This window comes from Saccharomonospora marina XMU15 (genome assembly GCF_000244955.1).
Lineage (GTDB): Bacteria > Actinomycetota > Actinomycetes > Mycobacteriales > Pseudonocardiaceae > Saccharomonospora_A > Saccharomonospora_A marina.
Genome location: NZ_CM001439.1, coordinates 2,361,032 through 2,375,025 on the forward strand (window position 1 = coordinate 2,361,032; position 13,994 = coordinate 2,375,025).

General features: G+C 71.5%; 13 protein-coding genes. 4 read left to right on the forward strand and 9 right to left on the reverse strand.

The window, feature by feature from the left end; all coding sequences use genetic code 11:
- Window positions 1–7: 7 nt before the first annotated feature.
- From msrB to SACMADRAFT_RS11270, 5 genes are all read right to left on the reverse strand, one after another.
- Window positions 8–433: a peptide-methionine (R)-S-oxide reductase MsrB gene (gene msrB, locus SACMADRAFT_RS11250; protein ID WP_009153937.1), complete on the reverse strand. Its 426-nt coding sequence runs from the start codon at window positions 431–433 to the stop codon at window positions 8–10.
- A 10-nt stretch (window positions 434–443) separates the two neighbouring features.
- Window positions 444–737 carry a hypothetical protein gene (locus SACMADRAFT_RS11255; protein ID WP_009153938.1) on the reverse strand — a complete coding sequence of 98 codons (294 nt, stop codon included), beginning with the start codon at window positions 735–737 and terminating at the stop codon, window positions 444–446.
- Window positions 738–772: 35 nt separating this feature from the next.
- The gene (locus tag SACMADRAFT_RS11260; RefSeq protein WP_232285604.1) at window positions 773–2,263 is read right to left on the reverse strand and encodes a serine/threonine-protein kinase; all 1,491 of its coding nucleotides are present in this window, start codon (window positions 2,261–2,263) and stop codon (window positions 773–775) included.
- A gap of 192 nt (window positions 2,264–2,455) precedes the next feature.
- Window positions 2,456–3,118 (reverse strand): TVP38/TMEM64 family protein, encoded by a 663-nt coding sequence (locus tag SACMADRAFT_RS11265; RefSeq protein ID WP_009153940.1) that lies wholly within the window; start codon window positions 3,116–3,118, stop codon window positions 2,456–2,458.
- 71 nt (window positions 3,119–3,189) lie between these two features.
- Window positions 3,190–4,470, reverse strand: a complete 1,281-nt coding sequence (locus tag SACMADRAFT_RS11270; RefSeq protein WP_040926297.1) for an AMP-binding protein — start codon at window positions 4,468–4,470, stop codon at window positions 3,190–3,192.
- 58 nt (window positions 4,471–4,528) lie between these two features.
- Between SACMADRAFT_RS11270 and SACMADRAFT_RS11275 the strand changes: the two genes are divergently transcribed.
- Window positions 4,529–5,380, forward strand: coding sequence for an endonuclease/exonuclease/phosphatase family protein (locus tag SACMADRAFT_RS11275; protein ID WP_050998087.1), 852 nt, complete (start codon window positions 4,529–4,531; stop codon window positions 5,378–5,380).
- Window positions 5,381–5,388: 8 nt separating this feature from the next.
- Here the strand turns inward: SACMADRAFT_RS11275 and SACMADRAFT_RS11280 are convergent, their stop codons facing one another.
- Together SACMADRAFT_RS11280 and SACMADRAFT_RS11285 are read right to left on the reverse strand one after the other, a co-directional pair.
- The gene (locus SACMADRAFT_RS11280; RefSeq protein ID WP_009153943.1) at window positions 5,389–6,948 is read right to left on the reverse strand and encodes an alpha/beta fold hydrolase; all 1,560 of its coding nucleotides are present in this window, start codon (window positions 6,946–6,948) and stop codon (window positions 5,389–5,391) included.
- 106 nt (window positions 6,949–7,054) lie between these two features.
- On the reverse strand, window positions 7,055–7,825 hold the full coding sequence (locus tag SACMADRAFT_RS11285) for a pyrimidine reductase family protein (protein ID WP_050998357.1): 771 nt from the start codon (window positions 7,823–7,825) through the stop codon (window positions 7,055–7,057).
- 55 nt (window positions 7,826–7,880) lie between these two features.
- Here SACMADRAFT_RS11285 and zapE point away from each other — a divergent pair, with 55 nt between their 5' ends.
- A complete protein-coding gene (gene zapE / locus SACMADRAFT_RS11290; RefSeq protein ID WP_009153945.1) occupies window positions 7,881–8,918 on the forward strand; it encodes a cell division protein ZapE in 1,038 nt (345 codons plus the stop codon).
- Here zapE and SACMADRAFT_RS11295 read toward each other — a convergent pair.
- Together SACMADRAFT_RS11295 and rocD are read right to left on the reverse strand one after the other, a co-directional pair.
- Window positions 8,853–9,491 carry a phosphatase PAP2 family protein gene (locus tag SACMADRAFT_RS11295; protein ID WP_157617230.1) on the reverse strand — a complete coding sequence of 213 codons (639 nt, stop codon included), beginning with the start codon at window positions 9,489–9,491 and terminating at the stop codon, window positions 8,853–8,855. The two genes, zapE and SACMADRAFT_RS11295, sit on opposite strands and share 66 nt — an antisense overlap.
- Window positions 9,492–9,542: 51 nt before the next feature.
- Window positions 9,543–10,775, reverse strand: coding sequence for an ornithine--oxo-acid transaminase (gene rocD / locus SACMADRAFT_RS11300; RefSeq protein WP_040926299.1), 1,233 nt, complete (start codon window positions 10,773–10,775; stop codon window positions 9,543–9,545).
- 137 nt (window positions 10,776–10,912) lie between these two features.
- Here rocD and SACMADRAFT_RS11305 point away from each other — a divergent pair, with 137 nt between their 5' ends.
- Together SACMADRAFT_RS11305 and SACMADRAFT_RS11310 are read left to right on the forward strand one after the other, a co-directional pair.
- Window positions 10,913–13,039 (forward strand): S9 family peptidase, encoded by a 2,127-nt coding sequence (locus SACMADRAFT_RS11305; protein WP_040925653.1) that lies wholly within the window; start codon window positions 10,913–10,915, stop codon window positions 13,037–13,039.
- The gene (locus SACMADRAFT_RS11310; RefSeq protein ID WP_009153949.1) at window positions 13,036–13,989 is read left to right on the forward strand and encodes an LLM class F420-dependent oxidoreductase; all 954 of its coding nucleotides are present in this window, start codon (window positions 13,036–13,038) and stop codon (window positions 13,987–13,989) included. The genes SACMADRAFT_RS11305 and SACMADRAFT_RS11310 overlap by 4 nt, the downstream gene beginning before the upstream one ends.
- Window positions 13,990–13,994: the final 5 nt, after the last annotated feature.

Here is a 13,994-nt window from a genome sequence, read left to right on the forward strand (position 1 = left end):
GCCGCGCTCACGACCCGGCAGGCACCAGGCGCAGCGCGATCGAGTTGATGCAGTACCGCTGGTCGGTGGGCGTGGGATAGCCCTCGCCCTCGAAGACGTGGCCAAGGTGGCTGTGGCAGGAGGCGCACAACACCTCGGTGCGGACCATGCCCAGCGAGCGGTCCTCCCGCAGCAGCACGGCGTCGGAATCGGCCGGGTCGTAGAACGACGGCCAGCCGCAGTGACTTTCGAACTTGGTGTCGCTGCGGAACAACTCGGCTCCGCAGGCCCTGCACTCGTACACGCCGGTGGTGGAGGTGTCGGTGTACTCGCCGGTGAACGGCGGCTCGGTAGCGCCCTGCCGCAGCACGGCGTACTCCTCGGCATTGAGTTCCTGACGCCATTCCTGCTCGGATTTCACCACGTTGGGCTCGGCACCGGTGACAGGTTCCATGCCTGCCAGGCTACCTGGCCAGCCACCTCAGCAGGTCGCCGAGCGTGTCCCAAGCGGTCACCACCACACCGGTCATGATCAGCAGCACCACCAGCGCGGCGATCCACCAGCGCAGCCCGCCCGCGCGGTTGCTGCCCTCCGCGAACTCCGCAACGCCCTTGATCGACGCCTCGACGGTGAAGGCGGGATCGCAGCGCTGCATCCGGTCCAGATGCTCGGCGAAGGCCCGCGCCTCCGGGTCGTCCGGGTCCAGCCCGACGAGGTCGTCGTCGAAGCGCGGGTGGCGTCCCGGTGTCTCGGTCATAAGTCAACGGTAAGCCAGGCAGCGAGCCGGGCGCATCAGCGTTTGACGTTGTGATCCGGGCGCGGGTCACCGTCCAGTAGCAGTGTGCCACCGGAGTCGAGCACCGTGAAGTACATCGGCCGCAGCCCGCTGCCGAAGTCGACGTCGACACTGATGTCGACGGAGCCGTCGGGGTTGTTGGCGCGCTTGTACGCCACCGCGTTCTGCAGGTTCCGGATCTCGTGGTCGTCCCAGTAGTCCTTGTAGGCCTTCTCGTCGCCGAACAGCGCCTGACCGGCCGGGGTCAGCATGTCCCAGTTCTTCTCCGGGTCGTCGTAGAAGTCGATCACGCGCTGCCCGGCCGCACCCCAGTCGACAGCGGAGTCGGAGTTTTGGACCTGGTTGCTTTCACTGGTGGACGGGGGGCCGGAACTGGGTGGTGCGCTCGATGCGGTGTTGCCGCCCTGGTTCGCGGCGTTGGGATCGTCCGTGCCGCTCGAGTTCAGCGCGATGACGAGCACGGTGACGACCAGTGCCGCCGCGAGCCCGATCGCCCCGAGAACGAGCGGCTTGCGTCTGTCGCCACCGCCATCGTTGTTCGCGCCGTTGCGGGGAGGAACCGGCGGGTAGGTCGAGGTGGGGCTGCGCCTGGGGGCCTCCGCCGCGTTGCGTTGCCACGGCGGTGGCGGGGCGGGCGCCCGAGGCGGCTCGGCCGCGGCGGGCCTGGCGCCCGCACCCGCTACGGGCAGCGGGGGAGACACCCGGGTGGCGGGGGAGGAGCTGCCGTTGGTCTCGCTCGTGGCCAGTTTCGCGAGGCGGTCCCTTGCCTCGCTCATGCTCGGGCGCTCTTCCGGCTCGGTGCGCAGCAGGCTCATCAGCAAGGCGGTCGCCGCTCCTGCCCGGGTGGGCGGGTTGACCTTGCCGTTCGCGGCCGCGTACAGCAGCGCGAGCTGGTTGGTGCTGTCGCCGTAGGGCGGAAGCCCTTCGATGGCGTGGTACAGCGTCGCGCCGAGTGCGAACACGTCGGAGCTCGGCGTGGGGTCGGCGCCCCTGGCCAGTTCCGGCGCGAGGTAGGCGGGTGTGCCGCCGATCAGGCCGGTCTGGGTGAGAGTGAGGTCGCCGCTGGCCCTGGAGATGCCGAAGTCGGTGATCTTGCAGGTGCCGTTGTCGTCGATGAGGATGTTGCCCGGCTTGATGTCGCGATGCACAATCCCGGCCCGGTGCGCTGCGACCAGGGCCGCGGCCACCTGCTCGCCGATGCGCGCCACCTCCGCGACCGGCAGGGTTCCGCGCTCTCCGAGGATCGCCGAGAGGCTGCGGGACGGCAGGTACTCCATCACCAGGCAAGGCTCGCCAGCGTGCTCGGCGATGTCGAAGACCACGATCGCGTTGGGATGCTGGAACCGCGCCGCGTTGCGTGCCTCACGCATCGCCCGCTGCCGCATGGTCGCGCGCTCTTCCTCGGACAGCCCCGGCTGCGTCACGATCTGCTTCACGGCGACGGACCGTTCGAGGCGCTCATCGATCGCTCGCCAGACGATGCCCATGGCACCGCTGCCGACGTGCTCGACGAGGCGGTAGTGGCCTGCGATCAACTGACCGGTGTCGATGGCGCCTGCTCCTCGGCTGTGTTTCGCGATCGGGGAATGGACTTCGGGCGCGAACCGTGCCGATCCGCGCCCGGTTGAGTGTAGCGCTCCGCATCCGGCGCTCCCCGTGAACCGCCGTGCGGCACCGACCTAGTTGTCCGCCCGCGCGGGCAGCGGAGCAGGGCGTTGCGCCGAAGAGAGGACACGCGAAAGACCAAGTGCGCCGAGTGCGGCGAAGGCCAGGTAACAACCGACGAGTGCGGGCGGCGTCGTGCCCGCGAGCGCGTCGCCGAGCACCACGACGGCCACCGTTCCAGGAAAGCTGCCGAGCACGGTCCCAACGAGGTAGGGCCGCAGCCGCAGCCCGGAAAGCCCGCAGCCGTAGCTCAGCGGCGCGAACGGCAGCACCGGGATGAGTCGCAGCGAGGCGACCGCGAGCGCACCGCCGCCGGTGAGCCGCTCGCCCACGGTGCGTAGCCGCCTCCCGCGAGGAAGCCGGGAGAGCAGGTCCCCGCCCAGTGCCCTGGCGAGCAGGAACGCCAGGAGCCCCGAGATCGCCGTCGCCACCACCGCTACGGCGACACCGAGCGCCTCGCCGAGCAGCAGGCCCGCGGCGAGGTTGAACACCGTCCGTGGGATCGGAGCCACCGTCAGCAGGGCATAGGCCAGCAGCAACACGAGTACGGCCGCCGGTCCCGTCCCGGCCACCCACGCCCGCAGTTCGGCGGGGCCGGGGATCGGCAGCAGCAGCGCCGCGACGGTCAGCGCGGCCACGGCCGCGAGTACACCCAGCAATCTCCTCGCACCCGCCACCCGCTCAACGGTAGAGCACGTGCGGCCGCGCCTCGCGCCGACACCTGTCCACAACGGACTCGCGGTGCGGCTCAGTCGCGTGCCGCCGCCGCGATCCGGCCGTCGCGCCGGAACTCGCCGTGCCCCAGCAGCGCGCCTCGCTCGCCCGTCGCGAGCCAACCGTCCTCGGTCACTCGCCGCGCCGGGCCCGCCTGCTCGCCGAGGTAGTGGTCGACGACGCAGTAACCGCGAAACCGCAGTTCTCCTGTCTCACCGGGCGGCAGCGGCCTGCCGGAGTCCGGATCGACGACGCGGACCTCGATGTCCCTCGACACCGGCAGCCCGCCCGCCGACCACCGCCGCGGCGCAGCGGAGTCCGGCGGCCACAGCGCGACCGGGCTCAGCACCTCGGCGGAGCCGTACAGACCCGAGACCGTGACGCCCAGTTCCTCCTCCACCCGGTGGGCGAACTCGGCCATGTCCGGCGTGTCGAGCGCGACGCCGAGCCAGCGCCACGATTTCGGTGCTTTCGGTGGTCGCGCCGTGTCGTGCCATTTCCTCGCCAGCCTCGACACGGACTCGCCTCCGGCGGCAAGGTGGGTTGCCGCGAAGCGGGACAGCGCGGCGAGCAGGTTGGCCGCCTCCAGGGTCGGTTCGAACAGGCAGGTCGCCTCGCCCGCCACGGCGGCCAGCGCCGCGCCGAGCCCCAGCGGTGAACTCAGCGGCTCGGCGCACACCAGCACGTCGTCGTGGCGCAACCCGATGGCCCGCGCGCTGTCGACGGCGAGGCGCACCAACGAGGACTCCAGGTGGGCCGCCAGCGAGGGAGCGAACGCCACCGCGAGTTCGTCGCCGCTGGTCACCGGCATCGGCATGCCAGCGGTCGCCGCGCTGGGCAACCAGGCGCCGCCCCCGACGTCGTAGCCGGACGGGTCCACCGGCGGTTCGCCGTGCGGGCCCGCGACCACGGCCACCGCAGGCGGGGCGAGCCCGCCCGTGGTGGCCTCACGCAGCAGTTCCGGCAGCCGCGACCCGGGTAACCCGTGCGGCAGGGCGGCTACCCGGGGTCTGGCTCGCTGGAGCACCTGTGTCACCTCGGCCGCCTCGCAGTGCGGTGGCAAGCCGACCACGTGCGCGCCGAGCGAGGCGGCCGCGACGTGCCAGTCGAGCCAGGCAGAGGAGTTGGGCAGGCACACCAGAACGGCATCACCGCGCCCGACACCCGCCGTGGCCAGATCCGCCCGCAGCTGCAGCGTCCTGCGCCACAGCTCGGCACGGCTCACGTGTGCGGGTCGGTCGGGATCGACGTCGATCGCGATGATGGCGTGGGGGTCGCGCTTGGTCAGGTCCGAGAGCAACGACAGAAGATTCACCGGGGGCCAGAGAAGCACCTGGCCCACACCGACGTCAAGACCGGCTAGGTTGGGCCGCATGCGGTCGCTGAGAGTGTTCATTTCGGTGCTGACGGTGTTGGCGTTCTCGGCCCTGCCTGTGTCACCCGGAGAAGCCGCACCAGGCGGTGCGCCGGAGGTGCTGCGGGTGGTCAGCTTCAACATGCACGCCGGAATCGGTGCCGACGGCGAACTCGATCTGGAACGTGTCGCCGAGGTCGTCCTGCGCAGCCGCGCCGACGTGGTCGGCCTACAGGAGGTGGACGTACATTTTTCCGCCCGTAGCGACTACGTCGACCAAGCCACGCGACTGGCCGAGCTGACGGGGATGCAAGCCTTCTTCGCACCGATCTACGACCTCGACCCCGAGCCGGGCCACTCGCAACGGCGACGCTTCGGCGTGGCCGTTCTCAGCCGCTATCCGATCGTCGCCACAACCAACCACGAACTGACGCGGAACTCGACGGTAGGCCCACCCGGCTCGCCCACACCGATGCCGGGGTTCGCCGAGGCGGTGGTGTCGGTGCGCGGCAGGCACGTGCGCGTCTACAGCACGCACCTGGACTACCGCGCCGACCCGGCCGTGCGGCGCACGCAGGTGGCCGAGACGGTGCGCGTTCTCGACAGCGACCCGCCGCACGCCCGTCAGGTGCTGCTCGGTGACCTCAACGCCGAGCCGACGGCGCCGGAGCTCGGTCCGCTGTTCGAGCGGGTACGCGACGCGTGGGGAACCAGGAAGGGTGGGTTCACCTACCCCGCGCCGCGGCCGGTGAAGCGCATCGACTACGTCACCTTCGCCGGGCCTGTGCAGGTCGAGGACGCGCGGGTACCGCGCTCGCCCGCCTCCGACCACCTGCCGGTGCTGGCCCGGTTGCTGCTCGATCCCGGCTGAGAGGCGGCTCAGGCCGGACACAACGTGCCGTCGCGGGGCACGTCGCCGTCGACGAGGAAACGCTGCACCGCCCGCATGACGCACGCCGAGTTCAGCGCGCCGTGGCCGCTGCCCTGCCAGGCGAGCCGTACGGCGCTGGGCATCCGCTCCGCGGCGCGGATGGTGCCTCGCTCCGGGGTCACCGGGTCGACCGCGGTGCTCACCACCAGCATCGGAGGCGCCCCTTCGGCGCCGATCTCGGGTGCGGGCTCGCCGCGGCTGGGCCACGGGCTGCACCATGCCAGCTGCTGTGCCACCACCGAGCCGAACACCGCGTACCTGTCACCGAGTTCGCGCGCGACCCGGCGAAGCCGGTCGGCGGGCAACCGGGTGGCGGTGTCGTTGCACCGGGTCGCGAGGCTGCCGTCCAGCCGCGCCGCGGAGTCCTGCGACTCCAGCAGCAGCGGCCTGACGAACTCCGCCAGCGGGCCTGCGTCACCCGACCGTGCCGCCGTGATCGCGTCGGCGAGGAGCGGCCAGCGTTGTCGGTCGGCGAGCCCCTGCAGCACCGCGCGCAGCGCCAGCGGCGCGCCCATGGTGATGCCGTCGGCGGTGTGCAGCGGGCGCGACCGCAGCTGCTCGGCCAGCTCTGCGACCTCGGCGCGGGCGTCGCCGCCGAGCGCGCATTCCCGGCCCGCGCAGTCGGCGGAGAACGCGTCCAACGTGGCCTCGGCACCCGCCGCGACCCCGTCGACCACGGTCACCATGTCGGTGGACGGGTCCGGCACGCCGTCGAGGACCGTCCGGCCGACCCTGCCGGGGTAGCGCGCGGCGTACAGCGCGACCACCCTGGAACCCTCACCGTGGCCGAGGGCGTTGAGGTGGCGCAGACCCAACTGCTCACGCAACTCGTCCAGGTCACCCGCGGCGCGCCAGCCGTCCAGTGCCGCCTGCTGGTCCTCCAGGTTGATCGCGCACTGCTGCCCTGCCACCCGGGCGGCGTCCAGCAACGTGTCGAAGGACCGGGTGGGATCGGTGTTCAGCAACGTCGCCCGTACGTCGCCGGGTACGCACCGCACCGGGTCCGAGGTCCCTGTGCCTCTGCGGTCCACGCCGATCAGCGAGAACCGCCGCAGCAACTCGCCGGGCATCGACGCGGCCAGGCGTGCCGCGTAGAGCGTTCCCGGCTCGCCGTCCACGTCGTTGACCACCACGAGCGGTACCGGTCCGTCGCCTGCCTTGAGCAGCCCGATCCGGGTGATGCCCCTGCCGGGCAGGTCGGGCGCGTCCAGGGTGGACGTCATGCGAGCACACGAAACGCTCGGCGAGTTGCCCGGGCGCTCACCGAGCCGATCGAGAACCTCGGGGCCGCATTCGGACCAGTCGATCCCCGACCCACCCGGCTCCTCCAGACCGGGCAACGGGACCTGCCGTGACGAGCTGGGTGGCGGCTGCGGTGTCGGTCCGTCGTTCTCCACCACCGGCGGGCGGGCCGACGGGCCAGCCGTACACGCGGTGAGCAACACCGAAGCCAGCGCGGTGAGGGCGAGGTGCCCGCGGGCACGACCACGACGCGGCACTGATCGCATCCTCACTTCCCGTACTTCCCGTGCTCGTGGGTCCCAGCGGTTCCAGCCTGGCACGGCGGCGGTGAGGACGACGTGAGCGGCGGCTTCGTGCCGGGCCCCGACGACCTCACTGGTCGCGGCGGTAGCGCAGCATGGTGAAACCGTCCTCGTGCAGCAGTGACGCCAGCCGCATCCGGCGCGGCACGGGAGCGGACCTGCCCGCGACGATCCGGTCGGCGCCCGCCCCGGCCAGCAGCGGCGCCAGCGTCAGGCAGAGCTGGTCCACCAGGTCCTCGGCGACCAGCGAGGCGAACAGGTGCGGTCCGCCCTCGCAGTTGACCCGCAGCAGGCCGCGTCGCGCGAACACCGCGAGCATGGCGGGCAGGTCCACCGCGTGCTCGCCCGCGACCACCACTTCGGCTCCGGCCTCGGCCAGCGCCTCCCTGCGTTGCCTCGGGGCACTCGCCGTGGTCACGACGATCGGCGGCACGATCGTGTCGGCCACGACGGGGTCGTCGGGCGCGACGGTGCAGCGGCCGCTGACCACCGCGATCGGCGGCACGTCGGCGAGCCCGTGCCTGCGCCTGCGTTCCACGCGAAGCTCGCCCGGCCTCGCCCCGCGGTACCGTTCCGCCTTCACCGTCCCCGCGCCGACCAGGATCACGTCCGCCAGGTCACGGCCGAGCGCGAAGATCCGCTTGTCCGCCGGGTGCGAAAGACCTTCCGAGCGTTCGGAAACGGCGACCGCGCCGTCGGCGGAGGAGACGAAGTTGGCCTGCACCCACGGCCTGCTCGGTCGCTGCGGATAGCCGTAGAGCTCCTCCAGGTCGGCGTCGGTCAGCGCAGCGGCCGACGCCGCCTCCGGTGGGACAGGCCACAGACGATGCACGGTGTCAATCCCAACACGTGCCGTGCGGACCGGCTGACCGGGGGCAGCACATACCCTGACCGCCATGCCCACCGAGCAGCTGACCGCGAGGCGGCCCGAGATCGGCGCCGACGAACTCGTCTCCACACTCGTGCCGCCGCCGAGGTTCGACAGCGTCCGCTTCTCCACCTACGTGCCCAACCCGGCCGAGCCCAGCCAGAGCGAGGCTGTCCGGTCGTGCTCGGCGTTCGCCACGCGGCTGGCCGACTCCTCGACGCGTGCCAAGGGTTGGCGGTCGTGGCTGCGCAGGCGCGACGGTGGGCAGGCACGGCAGGGCCTCTACCTCGACGGCGGGTTCGGGGTGGGCAAGACACACCTGCTGGCCTCGATCTGGCACGAGGCGCCCGGCCCCAAGGCGTACGGCACGTTCGTCGAGCTCACGCACGTGGTCGGCGCGCTGGGCTTCGCCGAGGCGGTGCGCAGGCTGAGCGGACACCGCCTGCTGGCCATCGACGAGTTCGAACTGGACGACCCCGGCGACACGATGCTGGTCAACCGGCTGCTGCGGGAACTGACCGACGCGGGGGTGTTCGTGGCGGCGACGTCGAACACGCTGCCGGACAAGCTCGGTGAGGGACGATTCGCGGCGGAAGACTTCCTGCGGGAGATCCAGTCGCTTTCGGCGAGGTTCGACGTGGTGCGCGTGGACGGCCCGGACTACCGGCATCGTGGCCTTCCCGCGCCGCCTGAGCCGGTCAGCGACGACGAACTCGCGGCATCGGCACGGGCTTGGTCCGGTGCGACGCTGGATCACTTCGACGCGCTGTGCGACCACCTGGCGCGGCTGCACCCGTCGAGCTACGGGCGACTGGTGGACGGGGTCTCCGCCGTACACCTGCGCGGCGTGCGACCGGCTGCCGACCAGGCGATCGCGCTTCGGCTGGTCGCCTTCGCCGACCGGCTCTACGACCGTGCCGTACCCGTGCTGACCTCGGGTGCCCCGCTGGACACCCTGTTCACCGAGGAGATGCTGGCAGGTGGGTACCGCAAGAAGTACCTACGAGCCCTCAGCAGGCTCACCGCCCTGGCCAGGGACGCCCTCGACTCGCAACCCGCCAGGTAGCAGCCGCTGCACCAGCACGGCGATCGCGGCGGTGACAGCCACCCCGAACCCGACCCCGCCCACGACATCGGTTGCGTAGTGGTAGTCCAGACCCACCATCGCCACGCCCGCCATGGCCAGCAACGCCGCACCCGCCGCCAGCACGAGGCCGCGCTGCCAGCCCGTGCGCGCGAGGATCACGAGCACCGCGAGTACCGACACGAACAGCACTGTGTGGCCGCTGGGGTAGACGAGGCTCTCGCCGTAGCGGCGGCCGAATGCCGGCTTCAGCAGCCACGTGTTCAACGCCACAGCAGTAGCGGGTGCGGTGACGGCGAGCACGGCGCCCGCCGGGCGGTGCCGTCGCAGGCAGGTACCCGCGATGCCCGCGACGGCCAGCAGCACCAGCGGCAGTTCCATCGGCAGCAGCAGCAGGTGGAGCAACAACTCGCGGCCACCGAGCCCGGCTTGCACGACCGCGGCTACGGCGCGGTCCACCCGGTTGGCGCTGCTGTCACCGGCCAGCGGCAAGCCGAACACGAGCGTGAAGGCAGCGCTGGCGGCCGCGAGCCCGGCCAGGGCGCGAGTCTGCACGGACCCATGGTGCCGCACGCGGGCCCGCCCGGACCGGTCTCGCCGTGGCGACTACCGGGCACCCACCACCGTGGCGATGGCGTCCAGACCTCGTTCGAGGTCGGACTCGCTGATCACCAGAGGCGGGGCCAGCCGCAGGGTGTGCCCGTGGGTCTCCTTGCACAGCACGCCGTGGCTCAGCAGCTTCTCGGCCGCAGACCTGCCGGTGAGGCCGCCGGGGTCGATGTCGATCCCGGCCCACAGGCCGCGCCCGCGTACCTCGGTCAGACCGTTGCCGAGGAGTTCGGAAAGCCGCGCGTGCAGCCGAGCCCCCAGCGCGGTCGAGCGCTGCTGGAACTCCCCGGTGGCCAGCAGCCGCACGACGGCCCTGCCCACCGCGCACGCGAGCGGGTTGCCACCGAACGTGGAGCCGTGCTCGCCGGGCCGCAGGATCCCGAGCACGTCGGCGCGGCCCACCACCGCGGACACCGGCACGATGCCGCCGCCGAGCGCCTTGCCCAGCGTGTACAGGTCCGCCCGCACCCGCTCGTGGTCCAGCGCCAGCACGGTGCCGGTCCTGGCGAGGCCGGACTGGATCTCGTCGGCGATGAACAGCGCACCCGCCTCGTCGCACAATCTGCGGACCTCGGTGAGGTAGCCGTCCGGGGGAACGACGACGCCCGCCTCGCCCTGTACGGGCTCGACGAGCACGGCGGCGGTGCGGTCGGTGATCGCCGCGGCGAGCGCCTCGGCATCGCCGTAGGGGACCACCACGAAGCCCGGCGTGAAGGGCCCGTAGTCGGCCCTGGCCACCTCGTCGGTGGAGAACGACACGATCGTGGTGGTGCGGCCGTGGAAGTTCCCCGCGGCGACCACGATCTGCGCTGTGCCGTCGGGGATGCCCTTCACCCGGTAGGCCCACTTGCGTGCCACCTTGATCGCCGACTCCACCGCCTCGGCGCCGGAGTTCATCGGCAGCACCAGCTCCGTGCCGGTCAGCTCGGCGAGTTCGCGGCAGAACAGGCCGAGCTGGTCGTGGTGAAACGCCCTAGACGTCAAGGTCACCCTGCCGAGCTGCTCGGTCGCGGCGGCGACGAGCGCGGGGTGGCGGTGCCCGAAGTTCAGTGCCGAGTAGCCGGAAAGGAAGTCGAGGTAGCGTTCGCCCTCCACGTCGGTCACCCACGCGCCCTCCGCCTGTGTGATCACCACTGGAAGCGGGTGGTAGTTGTGCGTGCTCCAGCGCTCGTCGAGCGCGATCAGCTCGGAGGAGGCCAGGTCCGTGGTGTCGTCGGCGAAGGTCGTCATGCGTTCAGCGTAGAGCGAACTCCCCGAACTGTTCATCCGCGATACCTTGCTGCGCATCGCTGTTCGTTGCGTTTCAACGACGCCTCGGTGCGCAATCATTGCGCACAGGGCGGGTGTTGGCGCGGGTCCCGTGGCGCATGCGAGAGTGGGCTCTCGTGACGGACGACCTTTCCTTCCTGCGCAGGCAGGCCCGTACCCAACGATTCACCCTCGGCGCTGCCAAGGAGTTCCTGGTCTCACCCGACGGTTCCCGGGTGCTGTTCCTGCGTGCGGAGTCGGGCACCGACCGGCGCAACAGCCTGTGGTCGCTCGACGTAGCCTCCGGCGAGGAGTCCAAGGTGGTGGACGCGGTCGCGCTGCTGCCAGGAGAGGAGCAGCTGCCGCCGGAGGAGCGGGCACGGCGGGAGCGGGCCAGGGAGACCTCGGGCGGAGTGGTCGGCTACGCGGTGGATCAGGAGTTCACGGTCGCGACCTTCTCGCTGTCCGGCAAGCTCTACGCCGTCGAGTTGGCCACCGGGCACACTCGGCTGCTCGTCGAGGGCGCCGTTGTGGACCCGAGGCCGAACCCCACCGGCAGCCACGTCGCCTACGTCAGCGAGCGCAGGTTGCGAATTCTGGAGCTGGCCACCGGCTCCGACCGGGCGCTGGTGGAGGAGGATGGCGACGACATCGCCTGGGGCCTGGCGGAGTTCATCGCCGCGGAGGAACTCGGCAGGGTGCGTGGCTACTGGTGGGCTCCCGACGGCAGGAGCGTGCTGGTGGAGCGCAGCGACCGCTCCGCCGTGCCCCGCTGGACCATCGCCGATCCCGCCAACCCGGGTACGCAGGCCACGACCGTCGCCTATCCGGCTGCCGGAACCACCAACGTCGACGTTTCGCTGTCCGTTGTGGACCTCGAAGGCAACCGCGTCGACGTCGAGGTGGGCGGCTGGGAGTATCTCGCGGCCGTGCACTGGTCAGCGGGCGGGGCGCCGCTGATCGCCGTGCAACCGCGCGACCAGCGCAAGCTCGAGATCTACGCTGTCGACCCCTGCGACGGGTCGACGCGGCTGCTGCACACCGACACCGACCCTGACTGGGTTGAGATCGTGCGCGGCGTTCCGGCGTGGACCAGCGACGGCAGGCTGGTGCACGTGAGTGCGGTCGACGACAGCTACCGGCTGCTCATCGACGGTACGCCGGTGACTCCACCCTCGCTGCAGGTACGCGCCGTGCTGCACGTCGGCGACGAGGTGCTGTTCAGCGCCTGCGAAGGTGACCCGACGCAGCTCCACGTCTACCGCACCAACGGTTCCGCGGTGGAGCGACTGTCCGAACAGCAGGGCGTGCACGTCGGTTCGGGAACCGCGGCTGTTACCGTGCTGTCGTCGTGGAGCCTCGACCGCAGTGGGCCCGAAGTCAGCGTGCTCGTCGACGGGAAGCCCGCGGCCGGAATCGCTTCGTACACAGTGGACCCCGGACTCACCCCGGAACCGAGGTTTCTCACCGTGGGCGAGCGAGAGTTGCGGGCAGCGCTCGTGCTGCCCACCGGACACCGGAAGGAGGACGGCCCGCTGCCGGTGCTGCTCGACCCCTACGGCGGGCCGCACGCTCAGCGGGTGCTGCGCAGCCGCAACGCCTTTCTCACTCCACAGTGGCTGGCCGACCAGGGTTTCGCCGTGCTGGTGGCCGACGGAAGGGGCACGCCTGGCAGGTGTCCGGCATGGGAGAAGGAGATCGCGGGCAAGCTGGCGGAGGTCACCCTCGCCGACCAGGTCGACGCGCTGCACGCGGTAGCGCGAGAACATCCGGGGCTGCTCGACCTCGGCCGGGTGGGCATCAGGGGCTGGTCCTACGGTGGCTATCTGTCCGCCCTGGCGGTGTTGCGCAGGCCGGATGTCTTCCACGCCGCCGTCGCTGGCGCACCGGTGACGGACTGGTCGCTGTACGACACGCACTACACCGAGCGCTACCTCGGCCACCCGGACCAGGACCCGGCCCGCTACGAGAGCAACTCGCTCATCGCCGACGCGCCGAACCTGCGGCGGGCGCTGCTGATCGTGCACGGACTGGCCGACGACAACGTGTTCGTCGCCCACTCGCTGCGGCTGTCGGCTGCGCTGCTGGCCGCGGGCAGGCAGCACACCTTCCTGCCGCTGGCGGGTGCCACACACATGTCGCCGCAGGCGGAGGAGGTCGCCGAGAACCTGATGCTCACCCAAGTCGCGTGGTTGAAGCGAGAACTGGCGGCCGCGTCGGGACAGGACGAGGAGGGCGCGAGGTGACCGCTCGCTGGGGCCTGACGGTGCCGCTCACCGGTGTGCCGCTGCCCGCGCACCGGCAGCTCATCGAGCGGCTGCCCGACCTCGGCTACACCGACGTGTGGTCGGCGGAGACGGCGGGCACCGACGCGTTCTCCCCGCTGGTGCTGGCATCCCAGTGGGCGCCGACACTGCGCCTCGGCACCGCCGTCGTGCCGGTTTACACCCGCGGTCCCGGACTGCTCGCGATGAGCGCGGCGACGGTCGCCGAGTGCGCGCCGGGCAGGTTCGTGCTCGGCATCGGTGCGTCCTCCCCGGTCGTCGTCGGTCGCTGGAACGCCGCGGAGTTCACCCAGCCCTACGCCCGAGTGCGCGACACGTTACGGTTCCTGCGCTCCGCGCTGGCCGGGGAGAAGGTCAGCGCCGAGTACCCCACGTTCTCGGTGAGCAAGTTCCGACTGGAGCGTCCACCGAACCCGCCGCCGCCGATCATGCTGGCCGCGTTGCGCCCCGGGATGCTGCGGTTGGCGGCGACCGAGGCCGACGGCGCGATCACGAACTGGCTCTCGCCCGAGGACGTGCGGACGGTTCGCGCCGAGGTGGGTGCCGAAACCGAACTCGCCGCGAGGATCTTCGTGTGCCCCACCGAGGACGCCGAAGCGGCTCGCGGTCTCGGCCGGTTGCTCATCAGCAGCTACCTGACCGTGCCCGTGTACCGCGCGTTCCACGAGTGGCTGGGCAGGGCAGCTGCGCTTGAGCCGATGCAGCGCGCCTGGGCGGCGGGGGACCGCAAGCAGGCCAACGCGGCGATCCCTGACGAGGTGGTGGACGAGTTGATCGTGCACGGCAGCCCGCAGGCCTGCCGCGAGCGGCTGCGCTGCTACGTCGACAACGGCCTGACAACCCCGGTGATCGCGCTGCTGCCCACCGGAGGTGACCCGGTGGAGCAGGTGGAGGCGCTCGCGCCGCGCTAGGGTGC

Excerpts from the sequence above, each read along its gene's own strand:
- msrB (WP_009153937.1), bottom strand. The coding sequence starts at position 433 with ATGGAACCTGTCACCGGTGCCGAGCCCAACGTGGTGAAATCCGAGCAG.
- SACMADRAFT_RS11255 (WP_009153938.1), bottom strand. The coding sequence starts at position 737 with ATGACCGAGACACCGGGACGCCACCCGCGCTTCGACGACGACCTCGTC.
- SACMADRAFT_RS11260 (WP_232285604.1), bottom strand. The coding sequence starts at position 2,263 with ATGGGCATCGTCTGGCGAGCGATCGATGAGCGCCTCGAACGGTCCGTC.
- SACMADRAFT_RS11275 (WP_050998087.1), top strand. The coding sequence starts at position 4,529 with ATGCGGTCGCTGAGAGTGTTCATTTCGGTGCTGACGGTGTTGGCGTTC.
- SACMADRAFT_RS11280 (WP_009153943.1), bottom strand. The coding sequence starts at position 6,948 with ATGCGATCAGTGCCGCGTCGTGGTCGTGCCCGCGGGCACCTCGCCCTC.
- zapE (WP_009153945.1), top strand. The coding sequence starts at position 7,881 with ATGCCCACCGAGCAGCTGACCGCGAGGCGGCCCGAGATCGGCGCCGAC.
- rocD (WP_040926299.1), bottom strand. The coding sequence starts at position 10,775 with ATGACGACCTTCGCCGACGACACCACGGACCTGGCCTCCTCCGAGCTG.
- SACMADRAFT_RS11305 (WP_040925653.1), top strand. The coding sequence starts at position 10,913 with ATGCGAGAGTGGGCTCTCGTGACGGACGACCTTTCCTTCCTGCGCAGG.